The 16,825-nt window shown below is 59.9% G+C and carries 13 protein-coding genes; 2 read left to right on the top strand and 11 right to left on the bottom strand.

Annotated features, from left to right (window positions below):
* Positions 1-2: 2 nt before the first annotated feature.
* The 8 genes from ACILSO_RS01745 to ACILSO_RS01710 all read right to left on the bottom strand — a co-directional run bounded on the left by ACILSO_RS01745 (position 3) and on the right by ACILSO_RS01710 (position 11,202).
* On the bottom strand, positions 3-1,799 hold the full coding sequence (locus ACILSO_RS01745; RefSeq protein ID WP_395735629.1) for a chitobiase/beta-hexosaminidase C-terminal domain-containing protein: 1,797 nt from the start codon (positions 1,797-1,799) through the stop codon (positions 3-5).
* 27 nt (positions 1,800-1,826) lie between these two features.
* Entirely contained in the window at positions 1,827-2,714 is an 888-nt protein-coding gene (locus tag ACILSO_RS01740; protein WP_395735628.1) for a sugar phosphate isomerase/epimerase family protein, read from the bottom strand.
* A gap of 156 nt (positions 2,715-2,870) precedes the next feature.
* A complete protein-coding gene (locus ACILSO_RS01735; RefSeq protein WP_395735627.1) occupies positions 2,871-3,218 on the bottom strand; it encodes a hypothetical protein in 348 nt (115 codons plus the stop codon).
* Between the two features lie 133 nt (positions 3,219-3,351).
* Positions 3,352-4,260 carry a hypothetical protein gene (locus ACILSO_RS01730; protein ID WP_395735626.1) on the bottom strand — a complete coding sequence of 303 codons (909 nt, stop codon included), beginning with the start codon at positions 4,258-4,260 and terminating at the stop codon, positions 3,352-3,354.
* Between the two features lie 37 nt (positions 4,261-4,297).
* On the bottom strand, positions 4,298-7,600 hold the full coding sequence (locus tag ACILSO_RS01725; RefSeq protein ID WP_395735625.1) for a hypothetical protein: 3,303 nt from the start codon (positions 7,598-7,600) through the stop codon (positions 4,298-4,300).
* Between the two features lie 69 nt (positions 7,601-7,669).
* Positions 7,670-9,709 carry a protein kinase domain-containing protein gene (locus ACILSO_RS01720; protein WP_395735624.1) on the bottom strand — a complete coding sequence of 680 codons (2,040 nt, stop codon included), beginning with the start codon at positions 9,707-9,709 and terminating at the stop codon, positions 7,670-7,672.
* 110 nt (positions 9,710-9,819) lie between these two features.
* Complete coding sequence (locus ACILSO_RS01715) at positions 9,820-10,350, bottom strand: ECF-type sigma factor (protein ID WP_395735623.1); 531 nt, start codon at positions 10,348-10,350, stop codon at positions 9,820-9,822.
* A 51-nt stretch (positions 10,351-10,401) separates the two neighbouring features.
* The gene (locus ACILSO_RS01710; RefSeq protein ID WP_395735622.1) at positions 10,402-11,202 is read right to left on the bottom strand and encodes an SDR family NAD(P)-dependent oxidoreductase; all 801 of its coding nucleotides are present in this window, start codon (positions 11,200-11,202) and stop codon (positions 10,402-10,404) included.
* A gap of 117 nt (positions 11,203-11,319) precedes the next feature.
* On the opposite strand from ACILSO_RS01710, the gene ACILSO_RS01705 reads away from it, so the two are divergent.
* Complete coding sequence (locus ACILSO_RS01705; protein WP_395735621.1) at positions 11,320-12,657, top strand: BPL-N domain-containing protein; 1,338 nt, start codon at positions 11,320-11,322, stop codon at positions 12,655-12,657.
* 77 nt (positions 12,658-12,734) lie between these two features.
* Here ACILSO_RS01705 and ACILSO_RS01700 read toward each other — a convergent pair whose 3' ends face one another.
* Positions 12,735-14,135 (bottom strand): FAD-dependent oxidoreductase, encoded by a 1,401-nt coding sequence (locus ACILSO_RS01700; RefSeq protein WP_395735620.1) that lies wholly within the window; start codon positions 14,133-14,135, stop codon positions 12,735-12,737.
* A 111-nt stretch (positions 14,136-14,246) separates the two neighbouring features.
* Here ACILSO_RS01700 and ACILSO_RS01695 point away from each other — a divergent pair, with 111 nt between their 5' ends.
* On the top strand, positions 14,247-14,846 hold the full coding sequence (locus ACILSO_RS01695) for a type II secretion system protein (protein WP_395735619.1): 600 nt from the start codon (positions 14,247-14,249) through the stop codon (positions 14,844-14,846).
* Positions 14,847-14,852: 6 nt separating this feature from the next.
* Here ACILSO_RS01695 and ACILSO_RS01690 read toward each other — a convergent pair whose 3' ends face one another.
* Together ACILSO_RS01690 and ACILSO_RS01685 are read right to left on the bottom strand one after the other, a co-directional pair.
* Positions 14,853-15,536, bottom strand: coding sequence for a hypothetical protein (locus ACILSO_RS01690; protein ID WP_395735618.1), 684 nt, complete (start codon positions 15,534-15,536; stop codon positions 14,853-14,855).
* Positions 15,537-15,580: 44 nt separating this feature from the next.
* The gene (locus ACILSO_RS01685) at positions 15,581-16,822 is read right to left on the bottom strand and encodes a DUF1552 domain-containing protein (RefSeq protein ID WP_395735617.1); all 1,242 of its coding nucleotides are present in this window, start codon (positions 16,820-16,822) and stop codon (positions 15,581-15,583) included.
* Positions 16,823-16,825 lie beyond the last annotated feature (3 nt).

The raw sequence follows: 16,825 nt of genomic DNA, 5'->3' as shown, positions 1-16,825 counted from the left end.
TATTAAGGAGCGGTGACGGCGCTGTCTGCCATGCCGCTTTTGTAGGCTACAGCTTGCACCTGGATGCCGGGCTGAACGCTGATGGCACCGCAGTACACATAGCCGCGTGTGCGCGTCGGCGTGGTGCCGTCGAGTGTGTAGCGAAACCACGCTCCCGGAGTCGAAGATTTAAGCGTGATGATCTTCCCATCGCTGCTAAACTGCGGTTTGCCGCAGGCCTCCTTGCCTTCTTCATACAGGCCGCAGTCCGGATAATTCTTCACCACATCCCAGGCGAGGCGCTCGATAAGTCGCGCCTGCTCGGGCGTGAAGGTGGTTTCTATGGGAAGCGTTTTGCCCTCTGGAGCTTCGCGATAGAAGGCGGAATACCAGGTGAGATCCACAAGATACGCACCATTCGCCGAGTTGTGGATCGGCCCGCTCGCAGGATGCACTTGGTCGTTAAACAGCAGCGGATAGAAAGATCCTGGCTTCACGCCGGGCACCTGATTGTGATCAATCATGTTTTTGATCCAGCCCATGGCCAGCGCGCTGGGAATGATGTGCGCTGGTTTGCCATCCGCGATCTGTGGATTCAGGCGATGCTGCAATTCCTCCACATAGAGCAGCATGGCGCTCATGGATTCCTCCCACGTCAGCGCGGGAAAAGTCTTCTTCATCTGGTAGCTCGGCACGGTGCCCTGGTCGCTGGGGCGGGCTCGCTTCATCTCCACCCACTCACAATAGAGCCACGGCTGAAGCTCTGGTGATTTCTCGCGGAACTTGCGGATGAAACTGATCTCGGCGGCGATCTCTTTGTCGAGGTCATAGTCACGCGGCTGCAGCGTGATGAGATCCACCTTGCCGACCTTCGCCCAGTAATCGTCCCAGCTCGGGGTGCCGCGTTTCAGCGCCTGGGTTTCTTTGGCATTGGCAAGCTTGTCATTTTTGTAGTCACCGGTGGCGACCGCCCAGTTCTCACGCGTGAGCGCACCGGGCCGCAGAAACGACTCCTGACGGTGGGCATAGCCAGCCGTGCGCGCATAGCGCCAGAAGCCACCACAGGTACCGGTGAGGCTGTTGCCCACATGGGCGGTGAAAAGGCCCGGCTTGCTCTGGCCCTTCACCAGATACGTCACGGTCACCGCGAGGCTCGGCGCTACGCGGTCAGGATCGATCGTAACGGCCGTGATCGTGGTATTCTTGTCCACATGGATCGGCTTCGTGTAGGTCTCTCCATGCTCGGCCGTGGGTGTGCTGCCATCGAGTGTGTAGCGGATGACGGCCTCACGCGGTCCGCTCAGCTTTACATCCGTGGGCTGGTCCAGATCGCCTCCTGCCGGGGTAAACGCAGGGCGGCCTGGGGTGGCGGTGGCAAACAGGTCAAATCCGATCGCGCTCTCGTTCACGCCGTCCTTGCCTTCGACAAAAGGGGTGAATAGGGCACCCTTGTTCTCATTTCCTGCAAGCAGCCGCTCACCGGCATAAACCTCCACCTTGCCCATTTTCGACGTTACACCCGCGGGCATGGAGAAGCGCACCCAGCGGTAGAGCTTCGCGTTGTCAAACTTCACATCTGTCCAGGTTTTGGGCGCCGGCGTTTCTTGAAGGGTCGCCAAAGTGACATAACCCTCCGTTCGGGAGGTATTGGACCCTTCCAATTTGGCCCCCACCATCGCCCGCTCGGTTCCGGGCAGCGGTTCAAATCGCAGGCGGTTGCACGCAGGCAGGACCTTGTCCGCTCCGAGTCCGAAGGTGCATAGCCAGAGTGAGACGAGCAGGGAGAGGCCTCCCAGAGAATGGGTTGAGTTTGTTTTCATAAACGAAAGGGGGAATTGACGGGCGGGCTACTGCGGCCAGTAGATCGCGATCTTCTTTTTCAAAAACTCCACGCTGCGCGCGAGCTGTTCCATGCCATCGACACCATCCTCAATGCTAATCCAGCCGTTAAAGTCCTTGCTCTTCAGTTCCGTGAAAATGGCGTCGTAGTCATTGAGACCTTTGCCAATCTCGCCATGGCGCAAACGCTTCGCATATCCTTGTGCGCCACCTTCTTCCTTGCGCAGATCTTCGATGGTGCCTTCGGCAAGGTAACGGTCACTGGCGTGCATGGTCACCACGCGATGCGACACGCGTTTCAGCAGCTCGATCGGGTCCTCACCCGCGAGGTAAGTGTTCGAAGGATCATAGTTCACGCCAAAGTTTGGGTGATTCACCGCATCCACCAGCTTGCAGAAGACATCCATCTTCTGTGCGAACTCGGGATACTCCCAGAAGTCATCCTTGTAGTGGTTCTCAATGATCAGCGTGATGCCACGCTCCTGTGCATAGGGCAGGCAGGCGTAGATGGATTCCGCCGCGAGTTTCACCCCTTCATCCAGCGTCAGCTCTGGGCGACGTTGCCCGCTAAGCACACGGCAGTATGATCCGCCCAGCGTGTGCGTCATGTCGATCCAGCGTTTCTGTTTGGCGATCTCCTTGTCGCGGAAAGCCGCGTCCGGATGCGTGAAGTCCGGCGAGCAGCACATCATCGGGATCACCCGGCCCGTGTCTTCCACTTCCTTGCGAAAGCGCGGCCAGTTTTTCTCATCGGCCATCTCAAGGAAACCGGCATACCATTCCAGCCCCTGAACATCGAGCTTGGAGGCGAGTTGAATCCATTCGGAAACGGTCATGGTTCCTTCTTTGCAGAGGGCCTGCATGAAGGCTTTGGGGAAAGCGGCGAGTTTGGGCATGGGAGAGCATAACGAGGGCTGTCCGCTTTTTTCCACGACAAAGACTGTGTGAAATGCGGCATCGCGCTGACCTCCTCCCGCTCTTTACGCCGCACTTCGGCTATATTTTGGCTTCGGCGGACAAGGCCAGCACACTTGCCTTCCTGCCACCCCTTCTCACTTCGGACGTCTCGAGCTGTCCTTGCCCTGATGGAGGTTGGCGATGGCCGCATTGATCTTCTGCTCCATCTTGCTCTTGTTGCCGGCCTTCAGTTGCTCGATGGCCTCGTTGATCTTCGCGATCACGTCTTTCTTGTCTCCCTCCCTGTTTCCCTTGTTGGCCTTGGTGATGCGGGTTTTGGCGGACTCCAGCAGGGGCATCGGATCTTCGGCTTTCTTCGCAGCCTGGAGTTCGTCGAGAGCTTTGCGTTGCTGCGGAAGATCAGCCAAGGCGGGCGTGGTGGCGGTGCAGAGAAGGAGCATCGTGCAGGCGATGCGGCGGAAGCTTTGTGAGAAGTGTTTCATGGCGGTGGGTGGATGGGTGGTGGGGCGTGATGCCTCATCCTCTTGCTCATGCCCCGCCTGTGCGCGATTCCGGCAAAAAAACCGTTTTTTTGTGTCCTGCTTGAGACTGATGGGCGCGCTGGTGACGTGTGCGTCAGGGTTTCGTGACCTTCACGCGATAGAATTTCCTCGTCCCGGTTGCGCTTGTGTCGGTGATGGTACGCGTGTTGCCGTTGTCGTCGATCGTGAAAGTGGTGAGCGGTGTCCACGCCGCACCTGCTCCGAGCGCTGGGCTGGTGATGACGGTGTAAGTGCGGTCAGCGAAGCGTGGGTTGATGACAAGGCGCATCTGGCCTGGCACCCCAGGTGACGGCTGCGGATTGAAGAAAAACCTGGAGCCACTGTTGTTTGGAATCAGACCGGCGGTGAACTTGAAGAGGTTGGTCAGGCCGGTGCCGTCGGTGATCACTTCGGGCGCGGCGAGCGGGTTGTTCAATCCGAAGTATTGAGCCTGCCACGCATCATCCAGGCCATCTCCGGAGTAGCCGGGGAGGTCGTCCGTGTTCACGTTGAGCACGGTGAGGGCACCAGTGGCGGTGAAAGAGAAATAATTCCCAAGGACGGAGGCGGCGGTGTTTTGGTAGACGACGGCTGCTGTGGCCAGGCCATTGGCATCCACTCCGGTCAGTGGGCCGCTCTGCACGCCCCAGCCCACAGCAGTGGCGGGCAATGCGGTGGTGGTGAGATCGTCGTTGAGCAGGCTGGCGCTGAGCTGGCGCGTCGTGCCTTCGTTCACAGTGGCGGGCGTGGCGGCGAGCTGGAGCGCGGTGACCTCTGTGAACTGGCCGATGTAGCCGTGCTTCATGGTTTCGCCGGGCGTGGCTACGGTGGAGATGCCGGCAATGCCTCCGGAGCTGCCGTCATTGGTGTAGGCTGTACTGGTGGCGCGGCTGCCACCGGTGTAGGTGCCGTCGGTGAGCACTCTGTAACTCGCGCTCGTGCGCGGGCCGCCATGGGCCGTTATTGCCAGCAGCGAGAGGAGAAGCAGGAAAAGAGACTTCATGATGGGTTTCCCTGTGGGGGCTGGATCGCGGTTGCTCTCACTTCCCGGTCTTCACCGGAGTGGCGGCCTTGGCAGGAGCAGGCATCCGGGGAGCTTTCAGCACCTCGTCCGGGTTGTTCACCCAGTCGTTGTAATACTTCACATCGAGTGCCTGGGCCAGGCGGGGGTTCTTGGACAGATCGGTTCCCTTCGCGGCCAGTTGCTTCTTCGCTGCATCCAGCATTTTGGCGAACAGCTCCGGGTGGTCCTTGATGGATTGCTTCAACTTCACCCAATCAGGCTGAGCAGCGGCAGCGGGGCGCGGCGGGACCGCGGGTGCGGTCGTGTCTTGCGATGGCTTCGCCGAGTTGGCGGCCACATTTTCTATTCCAGGGAAAGCGGGATCTTTGGCCTTGAGATAACTGACGATGCCGTCGATCTGCTTCTGCTGTTGAATGAGTTTGGCAGTCAGGTCATTCGTGTTGATGCCGACGGCCACATTGACCAGGCCTTCCCCACTCCCTTCGGTAGTCGCAGACCAGGCCACGCCGGCGATCTTTGGATAATCTTGGAGGGCCATGCGCTCCGGACGAATGCCAATGCCATAGCCATCATTCAAACCGGACGCGACCACATAGTCTCCCACTTTTACGGTGCCCCGGACTTTCACAGGAACCTGTCCTATGAACGCGACCTTCCTGAAACGCGGCTCGCTTTCCTTGGGCTGCTTGTTGCCGACGACGATTGGAGCGGTGGAGGCGATCATGCATCGTTCCGCACCTGTCGTATCCTTGGAAATTTTGCCGCCCGAGACGCCAATGATTTCGGCGGCTTTGATGTCTTCCGCGGGATTTCTCATTTCCAGCCACTCCGCGTAGTCAGCGGAACCCGATTGGAAGACCACACCGATGCTGCTATCCATCGCGATGGTTTGCTGCGCCCACTGCGCCAGGATTTGCGCGAACTCAACTCCGTGAACCGCCGCCTCTCCTAAGTCCACCTGGACTATCTCAGCCGCGATGATCGCCGCACTAAATCCGATCTGCAAAGAACTCATGCTCTGATACCAGATATAGTCGAACGAGTTATGCAGGTCGCCCAAGTCTTGTCCCTGGATGCTCCCCCAAAAGTAGTCCCCCGACTTGAAAGCGAGGTAGTTGTTGGAATGATTTGGCTGCCCATCCTTACCACCTCCGACCACATCAATCACGATGCCATGAGAACTGCCCCAGATGCCAACGGGATAAGCATTCCAATTGTACTGATCGAATCCAGTCGCCTCACCTTTCACCTCCAGCTTGATTGCCGGCGATGCGGTCCCGATGCCGACCTTGCCGTCACCTTTCACGACGAACGGAGTGCTTCCCGAGCCAATATCCTGCGCCCGGAGGAAATAACTCGACTGTGCATTCTCAGTGGTGCCGAACGAGGCAACGTCAATGCTTAGCGCCCTGATGTGCGAATTCGATGCGGGGACTTGGAGATAGGCATTTCCCGTCACATGAAGTTTCTCGGAGGGCGACATGGTGCCAATGCCGATGTCCCCCTCCGTGGTAATCGTTATTCTAGGAGTTCCGCCAAACGCGGATGTTGAAGCAATCTTGAATTTGTTCGCGTCGGCATTGTCCAGGCCGATTACCCATCCGCTCTCGCCAACAACATTGAAGGAAACGACGGGATTGCCGGCAGCGCCGCCCGCAACCCGGGCTGAGATGATGGCGGTGCTGCCAGCGGTGTTGCTGGGATTGAAGACGTCAAGGCCGTTGGTGTCGGGTGCGCTCCCGGCACCCGCAATGATTTGCAGCGGCGCAGAGGGGCTCGTTGTGCCGATACCAACTTTGCCGCTGTTCCTGCTAAGGAACATGACCGAGCTGCCGACAGGGTCTGAAAAGTGCCTTCGGATGTCCAGGCCGGCGTTGTTCACTCCGTCGAGGGATGAGATCGTGAATCCGTAATCATTCGAGAAATGCCTCAGTTTGATGCCCGCCAGGCGGTCAGCAGCCGGGCTCGTCGCATTTGGGCTGCTGCCGGAGACCGTGATGAAATTATCAACGCCAGCGGCAGAGTAATTGCCCACATGCAGCTGAGACCCCGGGGTTGAGGTGCCGATGCCGACGTTGCCGCTGTTCCTGCTAAGGAACATGACCGAGCTGCCGACAGGGTCTGAAAGATGCCTCCGGATGTCCAGGCCGGCGTTGTTCACCCCGTCGAGGGATGAGATCGTGAATCCGAAATCATTCGAGAAATTCCTCAATTTGATGCCCGCCAGGCGGTCAGCGGCCGGGTTCGTCGCATTTGGGCCGCTGCTGGAAATCGTTACGAAATTATCAAGGCCGGCAGCGGCGTAGCTGCCCACATGCAGCAGGGACTCCGGGGTCGAGGTGCTGATGCCAACGTTCCCTCCGTTGCGGAAGACGTTCACGCCACTGGTCCCCCAAAGCCCCACATCCGGGCCTAGCTTTGCCAAGGTCACCGCACCGTCGGCGAGTTTTAGAGTTCCAACTGCGCCATTGCTGAGCTTGATGGTTGTCACGGCACCATCGCTGAGCTTGACGGTGTTGACCGCGCCGTCAGCGATTTTAGGGCCGGTCACAGCACTGGCGGCAATCTGTGCGCTCGTCACGGCATCAGCGGCGATCTGCGCGGTGGTGACGGCGTTGTTGGCGAGCTTCACGGTCGTCACGGAACCGTCATTGAGTTTGATAGTGCTGATCGCACCGTCGGCGATTTTAGGACCGGTCACGGCACCAGACTCAATCTGTCCGCTCGTAATCGCATCGGCCGCAATCTGCGCGGCGGTGACGGCGTTGTTGGCCAGCTTCGTGGTGGTGACCGCGCCGGTGGCGAGAGCGGGGCTGTCCACACTCCCGTCGGCGAAGTAGCCGGCAGGCGCGATGCGCTGGTCAGGGGTGAGCAGCTGGTTGCCGTTGACGCCGTCGTTGAACCAAACACGAAGACGGACTTCTGCATGGTTCCACGCGTTCGTTGGGATGGCGGCCATGTTGTTGATGGAAGTGTCGCCCAGCAGCACCGAGTAAAGCCCCTTCGTAACCGTGAGATTGACGGCGGCGTCTGGGATGCCATTGGCAGGCGACACATCGGGTGAGTTGCTCCAGTAGACGTTGCTACCGTTGGCGCTCACGAGGGCGAAACGGAAATTGCCCGTGCCCTCGAAGTTGACAGTGCCCACGGCAACTCGGCCCTGGTAGCTGACAAGACTCGGCGTCTGGGCGGAGGCCGGTATGACAGCCGGGCAAAGCAAGACAGCTAGCACCGCGAAGACTGTGCTGCTCCGCAGGAGTGAGCGCAGCGAAGCAAAGACCGAAATCAGTATGACGAATGGAAGAGGAAAGCGTTTCATTGGGTTCGCTTTTCACATGCCCCGTTCGGATTTCGTTCCGGCAAAAAACCGAAAAGTTCTTTCAGCGCCTCATTTCACGCTGGAGCCGAGACCTGCGGGCGCGTCTTTAGGATCGCCCCCGATGAAGTTGGGGCCGACCTGGGTGAAATCGCCGTAGATGTCCTTCTCTCCCGGGCTTTTGGCTGCATTTCCAGCCACGATGCAGCGGTCCAGCGTGACCTTGTTTCCACGGATGCGGAGTGCTCCGCCCACAAGCACGTTTGGGGCGACCAAGCGCTCATGCTCCGCGGCGGCGTCTCGCTTGGATGCGGGATCCCAGATGTTGCCGGTCACGGTGCACCGTGTCAGGTGCGCCTGAGCCTTCGATGACTGCAAGCCGATGTTGATGGCGCTGCCGCCGTTGCCATAACAGACATTGTCCGCGAAGAGGCAGTCCTCGATTTCCACCTGCTGGGCACCGGTACATTTGATATTGAGCGCGCCGCCCATCATGTTGCTGAAATTGCCCTGGAACACGCAGCGTCGCAGCGTGAGCCCTCCTTCGCTGACGATGGCCCCGCCAAGGCCCCCGCCGCCGTGTTTCAAGAAGCGGCAGTCCGTGGCGGTCAGTTCGCCGTTGTTCTCGATCGCTCCCACGCTGCCGCGTAGGTGGGCGTCCGCAGCCTCACCACTGAGCGTCAGGCCTTGCAGCGTGACGTGGCTCCCAAATTCGATGAACAGAGCACGGTCGATATCCGGACCATTGTGAATCTCCACATTCGCGCCCTTGATCTCGATGCTGCGCGCGATGCGGATGCCGCCGAGCGCTGGAGACAGCGTGAGCTTGCCCGCCTGGGAGAACACGATGTGTCCACCATCGGGCACATCGCGCACTGCTTCGCGCAGGGAAAGGCCGCTTCCGGTGGTGCCGGGCGGATCCAGCTCATCCTCCATCGTGGTGACCACCAGGCGCTCTGTTCCCGGCCAAAATGTCTTGGTGCCGAACACGAGCGCTACGAATGCGGTGACTGCCGCTGTGGTCATTACCGCTTGCATCAGCGTTCGTTTCGCCACGCTGCTGCGTCGGGCGGAAACGGGCCGCGCCTGTAGCCAGCGCTCCAGGTCATCGGCCAGATCCCCTGCAGTGGCGTAGCGGGCTGCGGGCGACTTTTCCAGGCACTTCATCACGATCGCTGCCAGATCGCGATGCGGCGTGCGCATTGCAGGTGGCGATTTTTCGGCCACCTGTTGCAGCAGCTCGATCAGGTCTTCCGACTGAAAAATCCGCCGGCCTTCCACCAGCTCATAGAGGATCGCGCCGAGGCTGTAGATGTCCGTGGCGGGCGTGAGCTCGCGGCCACCACCACGCGCCTGTTCCGGACTCATGTAATGTGGCGTTCCCATCACCACTCCGGTCATCGTCAAACCCGACTCCAGGCCGATTTTTCGCGCCAGCCCGAAGTCGGTGATGTGAGGCTCGCCGGCGGCATCGATCAAGATGTTGCCCGGCTTCAAGTCGCGGTGCAGGATGCTCTTGGTGTGCGCGTGATGCACGGCGCGCGCGACCTTGACCATGAAAGCCGCAGCTTTTCGTGGATCCGCCTGGAACTCCGCCGTGCGAAATTGCAGCGTGCCGCCCTCGATGAGCTTCATGCTGAAATACGGCTGCCCCTCATAGGCGCCGACCTCGTAAATCGGCACGATGTTCCGATGGTCCAGCGAGGCTGCGGCCGTGGCCTCCGCACGCAGACGCCGGGTGTCCGCCTCTGTGCTTAGCAGCGGACGGTCCCTCAGCATCTTCAGCGCCACCACACGGTCTAGGGATACCTGCCTGGCCCGGAACACCACGCCCGAAGAGCCATGAGCGATCTCATCCAGCAGCACATAGTCGCCGAAGTAACCAATCTTCTCCCCCACACCCGGTATGGCGACGGAATTCACCAAGGTTTCGTCCGGTTCCAGGAAGCCGTCCGCCTTCACCCCCAGCATCACCTCGATGCGCGTCCGCAGTTCGGCGTCGTCACCGCACGCATCTGCAACAAATCGGGAACGTTCACCGGCGTCCACGATCTCACGAGCCGCCAGAAAGATCTCCTTTTGGCGTGAGATGGATGAACTGGTGGAGGACATGAGTCGCAGGATGGGAGCAGATGAAACACATGCCGGCGCGGAAACACAGCTCTAAAAATAGCATGATCAGAGATACATGCCCCGTCGCTCATCCAATCCGGCAAAAAAATTCAGGTCAGTTCGGTCCGCAGCCATGCACGCGCAAAGGTCCACTGCCGGTTCAGCTCCCGCTCAGAGACCCCGGTCATCTCTGCGATCTCCGGCCACTTCAGCCCGGTGAAGTAATACAGTCCCACAATCTCGGCCAGGAACGGATCCTCCTTCGCGAGCCGGTCCAGCGCCTCGTCGAGCGCCAGCAGATCTGCTTCGGGTGCTGGCGCGGCGATTTCCACGTCATCCAGGGCCACATGCTCATGATTGCCGCCGCGCTTAAGCCGGTGCTTGTCACGCGCTCGGTTCAGCAGGATACGCCGCATGGCCTGTGCCGCTGCACCGAAGAAATGCCGCCGGTTTTCCCAACGCGGTTCCTTATCCTTGGACACGCGCATCCAGGCTTCATGCACCAGAGCGGTCGCTGTGAGCGTTTGATGGGCATTCGTCGCCACCATCCTGCGTGCCAGTTGCCGCAAATCCTCGTAGACCTGCGGTAGCAGTTCCGAGGCACTGGCATCAAACTGGGCAGGCGGGAGGTTTTCTTCCACAACGCACGTTGTTCGCGTCGCACCCGCCTGTCAATTCACGGAACACTCCTCTCAGGGCTTCGCCGGAATGGTGGAGGAGTCTTTGGGCGGATTGCGACCGATGAAGGGGTGCTGCTCCAGGTCAAAGACCTGGCCGCTGACCGGGCCGCATTCGTCGGCCAGCAGCCACGCGGCACACGCGGCAATCTCATCCGGCCAAAGGATGCGACCCGCAGGCGCATAGACCTTGGGAAGATCCGCATACCAGTCTTCACGCAGACCGTGCTCGCGCTTGCGCTTGGCCTCGTTTTCCGTGAGCACCCAGCCGGGATTGATCTGGTTCACTCGCACACCGTTTTCACGCATCAGCGTGTCACCCAGATTGCGCGTCAGCGTCATGAGTGCTCCCTTGCTCACGCTGTAGGGCATCAGGTTCGGCTCGCCGCTATACGCATTCACGCTGCCAATGTTGATCACACTCCCGTGCGTCTCGCTCAGATGAGGCAATGCCGCGCGAATGATCAGATACGGCACCACACAGTTGATCTCCAGCATGCGTCGAAACCACGCGCCATCCGTGGTCTGCAGATTTCCCGTGCCCACCTGCGCCGCGTTGTTCACGACCGCATCGATTTTCCCGAAAGCTTTCAAAGCGGCGTCCACCAGGAGCTGCGGTGCGGCTTCATCCGCGAGATCTTTAATGACAAGTGCGGCATTCTCCGCGCCGAGTTCCTCCACAGTCTGCTCTCCCAGATCCTGCTCCAGACCATGGATGAGCACGCGAGCTCCTTCTGCGACGCAGCGTTTGGCGATGGCCTTGCCGATGCCGGTGACACTGCCGGTGACGATGATGACTTTGTTTTGAAGACGCATGACACATCATAACGGGGGCAGTCGTCATTTTGCACGACAAAGTCTGTGTGAAATGCGCCCCTCGCCAATTCAGGTGAGTGGTGTTATTTCGACCCTCCGCCTACGTTTGCACTAGCGATGAAACATCTGCTTCTCTGCCTCCTCCTTTCTGTGGCCTCCGCCCGTGGCGAATCCGTGCTCGTTCCCGTCCTCACCGGTGGCTGGACGCCCGTGGAGCAAAACGCCGCCGTGCAGGAGCTGCTGAAGAAGCAGGACCGCTCATGGCATTTCACTGCTGACAAGGAGCTTGCAGCCGCCGATCCGCTGACCGTCGAGATCGGCCCGCTCTCTCACAGCTACTACAGCGCCAGCAAACCGGTCACCACCACCGTCAAAGGGAAGTCGTCTACCAAACAGGTGGGCGCGGTCTATGCGCGGACCTCGCCGGATGGCAAGACGTGGGGCAAGCCGCAGGTCGTCGCCTGGGGTGGCCAGGCGGGCGAGGATCTGACCAGCGCGGGCCATCCCAGCATCGTGGAACTGCAGCCCGGGCTGTTTTACCTCTTCCGCACCCAGACCGGCAAGGACAAGGCCATAACGAACATCTACCGCAGCAGCAATCCGCTGGATTTCGGCCTCTATGGGAACAATGCCGACGCGTTGCACTACGTCACCTCGCTCCCATTCGTCATTGAGTCGGTGGTGCAGCATGATGGCCAGTGGTTTGCCATCCAGGACGGCAAGATGGCAAAGCTGGCTTGGCGCGATCTGCCAGCGCCTTCCCTTCCCATCACGCGCGCGCCCGGCATCACCATCCGCGTGGCCCTCTACGATGACAGCGGCAGCGCGGGCAAGGGCATTCCCAAGGTCACGGAGCAGCTCGCGAAGTGCAAAGACATTGAGGTGACGAAGCTCAATCGGGACGGCATTCGTGCCGGCTTGAGCGGCTATGATGTGGTGATCTTCACCGGCGGCAGCAGCGCCCGGCAGGCCAATACCATTGGCTTGGTGGGCCGCGAGCAGGTGCGGCGTTTCGTGGAAGCGGGTGGCGGTTACGTGGGCATCTGCGCCGGAGCCTACCTCGCCTGCGATGGTTTTTCCTGGGGCATCAAAGTGCTGGATGCCAAAACCCCTTCACCGAAGTGGGAACGCGGCATCGCCGATCTCAAAATCGAAACCGTGGATGAAGGCCAGAAGCTGTTGGGGCTTCCTCGGGAAACACTGGTGAAATATCACAACGGCCCGCTGCTGGTGCCCAACGGCAACTCTGCCATCCCGGACTTCGAACCGCTCACCTTCTTCCGCACCGAGGTGGCCAATAACGGATCCGACGCCGGCCTGATGGTGAACACGCCTGCCATCGCCCGCGGCCAGTTCGGCGCCGGCCGCGTCATCGCATGCAGTCCACATCCGGAGCAGAGCGACGGCCTGGAAGGCTGGATTGTGCAGACCGTCCGCACAGTGGCTGCGCAGTGATTTGGCGATTTGAGCAAACCGATACCCCGCTCACCTTTTTAGCCTGATGGAGCGTGTTAGGAAACCGCCATGCCAGCTCATGCGGCGTCCGTAAACGGCCCCGCGTTCTGCGTGACCAGCGCCTCACGCACCCGCTGACCATTCAGCGAGGCCACGGCAGTTTTTTCCTTCAAACTCAAGGCTGCCGCACAGCCCGCTGCTTCGCCAAGAGCCATCGCGGTGACGGTCACGCGCGTGGAGGCATGCGCGCCACGCGTGGCGCTGTGGCAGCGTCCGGCCACCAGCAGGTTCTCAATCTGCTGCGGCACCAACGAGCGGTAGGGAATGTCATATGGCCCAGGCTGCACCTTCTCAGGATTAAAGTCATTCGCACTGCCCACCACGGTCTTGTTCGGATGCAGATCCAGATACCAGCATCCCGTGGCGATGGCATCATCAAACCGCCGCCCTCCCATGACTTCCTTCTCATTCAGCACATGCTGGCCGATGAGCCGCCGCGACTCGCGCACACCGATCCATGGATAAGCCTCCAGGAAATAAGAATCCGCAAAGGCAGGAATGTCACGCTTCCATGCCCGGTGCATCGCCAGCGCATCGGCCCGGCCCTGCATCTCCGCACGGCTCAGGTCCGCTGCATCAGTGGGGTTCGCGGGCACCCGCACACCATGCACATAAACCTCGTCTTTGGCATACATAAACATCACCCCGGGGCCATAGAAATGCGGCAGCTCGCCCATCTCCTGTGCTTTCACCAGCGAGGCACGGCATAGCTTGCTGATCCCCGGCACACCCTGCACGCGGCCGATGCGGAAGTGAAGCGTCAGCGGCTGCACCTCGGCGCTCTGCTCCGTGGGCGCACCCGCGCGAGCCGCCACATCGGCATCACCCGTGCAGTCGATCACCACCTTGGGCTTGATCCGAACTAGCCCATCTTTGTTCGCGATCACCACGGATGTAACTCTCCCGTTCGCGGACTCCGCATCACACACAAACGAATTGAACAGCACCGTCAGCTTGTCGCCGCAGGCCTGAAGCTCACGATCCAGCAGCACCTTGAACTCAAACGTGTTCGGGATCGTCGGGTTGTGCGGTTTGATCTCCCGCGCATCCGCCTTGCACACGCCCGTCTTGGCCAGCAGTTCCAGCGCGATGCCCCGCACCACCACACGATGCGTCTTGATGTCCGCAATGCCATCGAAATACGGCAGCCCCACACTCGTGATGATCCCTCCGGCAAACGGTGCCTTTTCCACCAGCAGCGTCTTCGCCCCGTTCCGTGCTGCGCTCAGCGCCGCGGCCGTGCCTGCACAGCCACCACCGCATACCAGCACGTCCGTCTCGATCTCGCGCATCGGCGCTTTCGTGATCGCCTGATCCGCCGCCATCGTGGATGCCACAGGTGTGATTGCCGCGACGGCAGACGCTTTCACAAACGAACGCCGCGTGCGCTGATCACTGCTGGTTGAGCTGGGATTCATGAGTGTGAGCATAACGGAGGCACGCCCCGCACTTCCACGACAAAGTCTGTGTGAAATGCGTCAGCCATTTTGTGCTTGGGGAAACGCCAGCCTTCAGCATATAATCACACCATGAAAATCAACCGTCTCAGCCGTGGGTTTACGTTGATCGAGTTGCTTGTCGTCATCAGCATCATTGCTCTCCTGGCGGCTCTGGTGATCGGCAGCGGAAATCCCGGAACTTCCAAACGACAGGTCACGCAAAGCACCAAGAAAGCGATCGAGGTTTCCTTGGAGCGCTATCAGGCACAATTTGCCGAATACCCCGAACCCGTAGATGCCGAGGAAACGGCCGAGATCATGCCCGGGAAAGTTTATCGCATCGGTGCCGCCCGGTGCCTCTATCAGGCGCTGACAGGAGACGGCAGTGATGCCATCAAGGGAATTGGAAACAATTCATCTGACGGAAAAGTCAGCTCGGAGGAAATCAGAAATGTCATTATGCAGGATTGGCCGGAGGGCATGCGGCGCAAGGTGGGCAGCAGCTACTTTCTCGTAGATGCCTTTGGCCACCCGTTTCAATACATCAAAGCCGACAGCGAAAAGAAAAACACCATCAATTCCAGCTTCGATCTCTGGTCCTATGCGGAGGACGAGAAAAACATCATGGCCAAATCCAAAGACACCGAGGCCAATGCCAGCCTCGGTGCCAGATGGGTCAAAAACTGGTGAGTCCGCTTACTTCGCGACACCCTTGATGCTGAAGTCGTCGTAAATCACGTCAACGCGGTTGGTGGTGAGGCTCACGACCGTCTTGTGATCATGCGCGACACCAGGGGACTGGAAGGTGCTGACGACCTTGCCGTCGATGCTGGTTTCGACCACGTCGCCTTGGGTGCGCACAGTCAGCGTGTGCCATTCTTTGAGCGATACCGTGGTGGGCACGGACTTTGTCCACTTGAGCATGTTGGCCTTGTCCTCGGCGGTCAGCGTGGGTGGCACGGCCTTCTTGCGTGTGTAAATGTCGTTGCTGAAGGTGCCGGTCTTGGCATCAGCTACCACGACCGACTTCGGATTCACCGAGATGCTGCAAATGTGACCTGCGTGCGAGCCTTTGTAGTCCTTGTCATCCAGCCAGATGTTGAAGCCCTTGGCCTGATCGCTGACCAGTTGAAACTTCACAGACACTTCCAGATCTGTCTCCGGGGCGATTTTGATCACGTCCACCGCTGCATGATCCGACTCCGGCGCGGTGATGCCCACCAGCACGCCACCCTTCACGACGCTGGAGCTCTTGTAGTGGCCCCAGGCCTTGCCGAAGCCCTCGGCGGAAAAGTCATCGGAAAAGATCACTCGCGGATAATCGAGCGCAAAAGCGGAGCTGGTAAGCAGGGCAGCGGAAAGAAGAAGTGGGAATCTCATGGGAAAGAGGAAACGCCGCTGAGATGCCATGTTTTCGCCAAAGATCAGCCCGCCTGCTCCAGTCCGGTCAGTGTGCCAGTGCTCGTGCCAAATTGATCCGTCTCAATTCCCAGGCGCTGCAGCATGGAGACATACAGGTTGGACAGCGGTGGCGCTTCGTCTCCGCTGAAGGCCAGGTGCTGCCCGTGCTTGAAACCTCCGCCACTCAGCAGCACCGGCATGTTCTTGGTCGAATGGTTGGAGGCATTGCCGAGATTGCTGCTGAAAAAGACCTGCGTGCCGTCGAGCACGCTTCCGCTCTGTTCCTGCGTGGATTTCAGCCGCGTCAAAAACTCCGCCACCACCTTCATGAGCTCGGTTTCCACCGTGCGCAGCTGTGCGATCTTCGTCGGATCCTGGCCGTGATGCGAAAGATCATGGTGCCCCATCGAGACACCTTGAATCGGCGGCACCGAGCTCGTGCCCAGCAGCATCATGGTGATCAGGCGCGTCGAGTCCGTTTGCAGCGCCAGATGGCTGAGCTCAAACATCAGCCGCGTTTTCCCGATCAGATCCGAGCTGTTCATGTTGTTCTGCAGCGGCTTCGCCTCCACTTTTGGCTTGGGCTTTTTCGACCACTCCTCCGCCGTGGTCATGCGCTGCTCCAGTTCGCGCACGCTGGTGAAGTACTCGTCCATCTTTTCGCGGTCACGCGCCCCTAGTTTGGGCTGCAGCCGCTTCGCCTGTTCGCGCACAGTGTCCAGGATGCTCAGTCCATCGCTCAGTCGGCGCGCCTGTGCCTGCACCTCATCGGGCCGTCCTTCCAGAAACATGCGCGCAAAGACTGAGGCCGGACCACTCTCCGCCGGCACCATCGCCCCGCTGCGTGTCCACGAAAGGCTGAAGCCCTCGCTCGTCAGAGATAGGCTCGGAAACCGAGTCAGACCGCCGATCTTTTCCGCTGCGAACTGGTCCAGCGAAATGCTGTTGCGGAAACCCGCGCGGTTCTCCGGATGCCGCGCCGCCGTGAGAAAGCTGAAGATCGAGTCGTGCGTCGATCCCACACCCGGATGCGAAAGTCCGGAGATCACCGTGAAGTCATCGCGCAGATCCTTCACCGTCTCCAGGTAAGGCGAGAGCGCATAGCCGCGTCCGCTTTGTTCTGGAAAGAAAAACTCCGCGTGCATGCCCAGCGGTGCGCAGATGCTCACCATGCGGCGGATCGGCTTCACCTCACCTGCGAGAGATTCGAGCACAGGCAGCGAAAGCGTGACGCCTGCGGAGCGGAGAAAGTGTCGGCGGTTCATGAG

Origin of the sequence: Prosthecobacter sp. (genome assembly GCF_044226605.1) — a bacterium.
Classification (GTDB): Bacteria; Verrucomicrobiota; Verrucomicrobiia; order Verrucomicrobiales; family Verrucomicrobiaceae; genus Prosthecobacter.
This window is presented reverse-complemented; position numbering and strand designations above follow the sequence as displayed.

Excerpts from the sequence above, each read along its gene's own strand:
- ACILSO_RS01710 (WP_395735622.1), bottom strand. The coding sequence starts at position 11,202 with ATGCGTCTTCAAAACAAAGTCATCATCGTCACCGGCAGTGTCACCGGC.
- ACILSO_RS01725 (WP_395735625.1), bottom strand. The coding sequence starts at position 7,600 with ATGAAACGCTTTCCTCTTCCATTCGTCATACTGATTTCGGTCTTTGCT.
- ACILSO_RS01735 (WP_395735627.1), bottom strand. The coding sequence starts at position 3,218 with ATGAAACACTTCTCACAAAGCTTCCGCCGCATCGCCTGCACGATGCTC.
- ACILSO_RS01695 (WP_395735619.1), top strand. The coding sequence starts at position 14,247 with ATGAAAATCAACCGTCTCAGCCGTGGGTTTACGTTGATCGAGTTGCTT.
- ACILSO_RS01705 (WP_395735621.1), top strand. The coding sequence starts at position 11,320 with ATGAAACATCTGCTTCTCTGCCTCCTCCTTTCTGTGGCCTCCGCCCGT.
- ACILSO_RS01740 (WP_395735628.1), bottom strand. The coding sequence starts at position 2,714 with ATGCCCAAACTCGCCGCTTTCCCCAAAGCCTTCATGCAGGCCCTCTGC.
- ACILSO_RS01700 (WP_395735620.1), bottom strand. The coding sequence starts at position 14,135 with ATGAATCCCAGCTCAACCAGCAGTGATCAGCGCACGCGGCGTTCGTTT.
- ACILSO_RS01730 (WP_395735626.1), bottom strand. The coding sequence starts at position 4,260 with ATGAAGTCTCTTTTCCTGCTTCTCCTCTCGCTGCTGGCAATAACGGCC.
- ACILSO_RS01720 (WP_395735624.1), bottom strand. The coding sequence starts at position 9,709 with ATGTCCTCCACCAGTTCATCCATCTCACGCCAAAAGGAGATCTTTCTG.
- ACILSO_RS01745 (WP_395735629.1), bottom strand. The coding sequence starts at position 1,799 with ATGAAAACAAACTCAACCCATTCTCTGGGAGGCCTCTCCCTGCTCGTC.
- ACILSO_RS01690 (WP_395735618.1), bottom strand. The coding sequence starts at position 15,536 with ATGAGATTCCCACTTCTTCTTTCCGCTGCCCTGCTTACCAGCTCCGCT.
- ACILSO_RS01685 (WP_395735617.1), bottom strand. The coding sequence starts at position 16,822 with ATGAACCGCCGACACTTTCTCCGCTCCGCAGGCGTCACGCTTTCGCTG.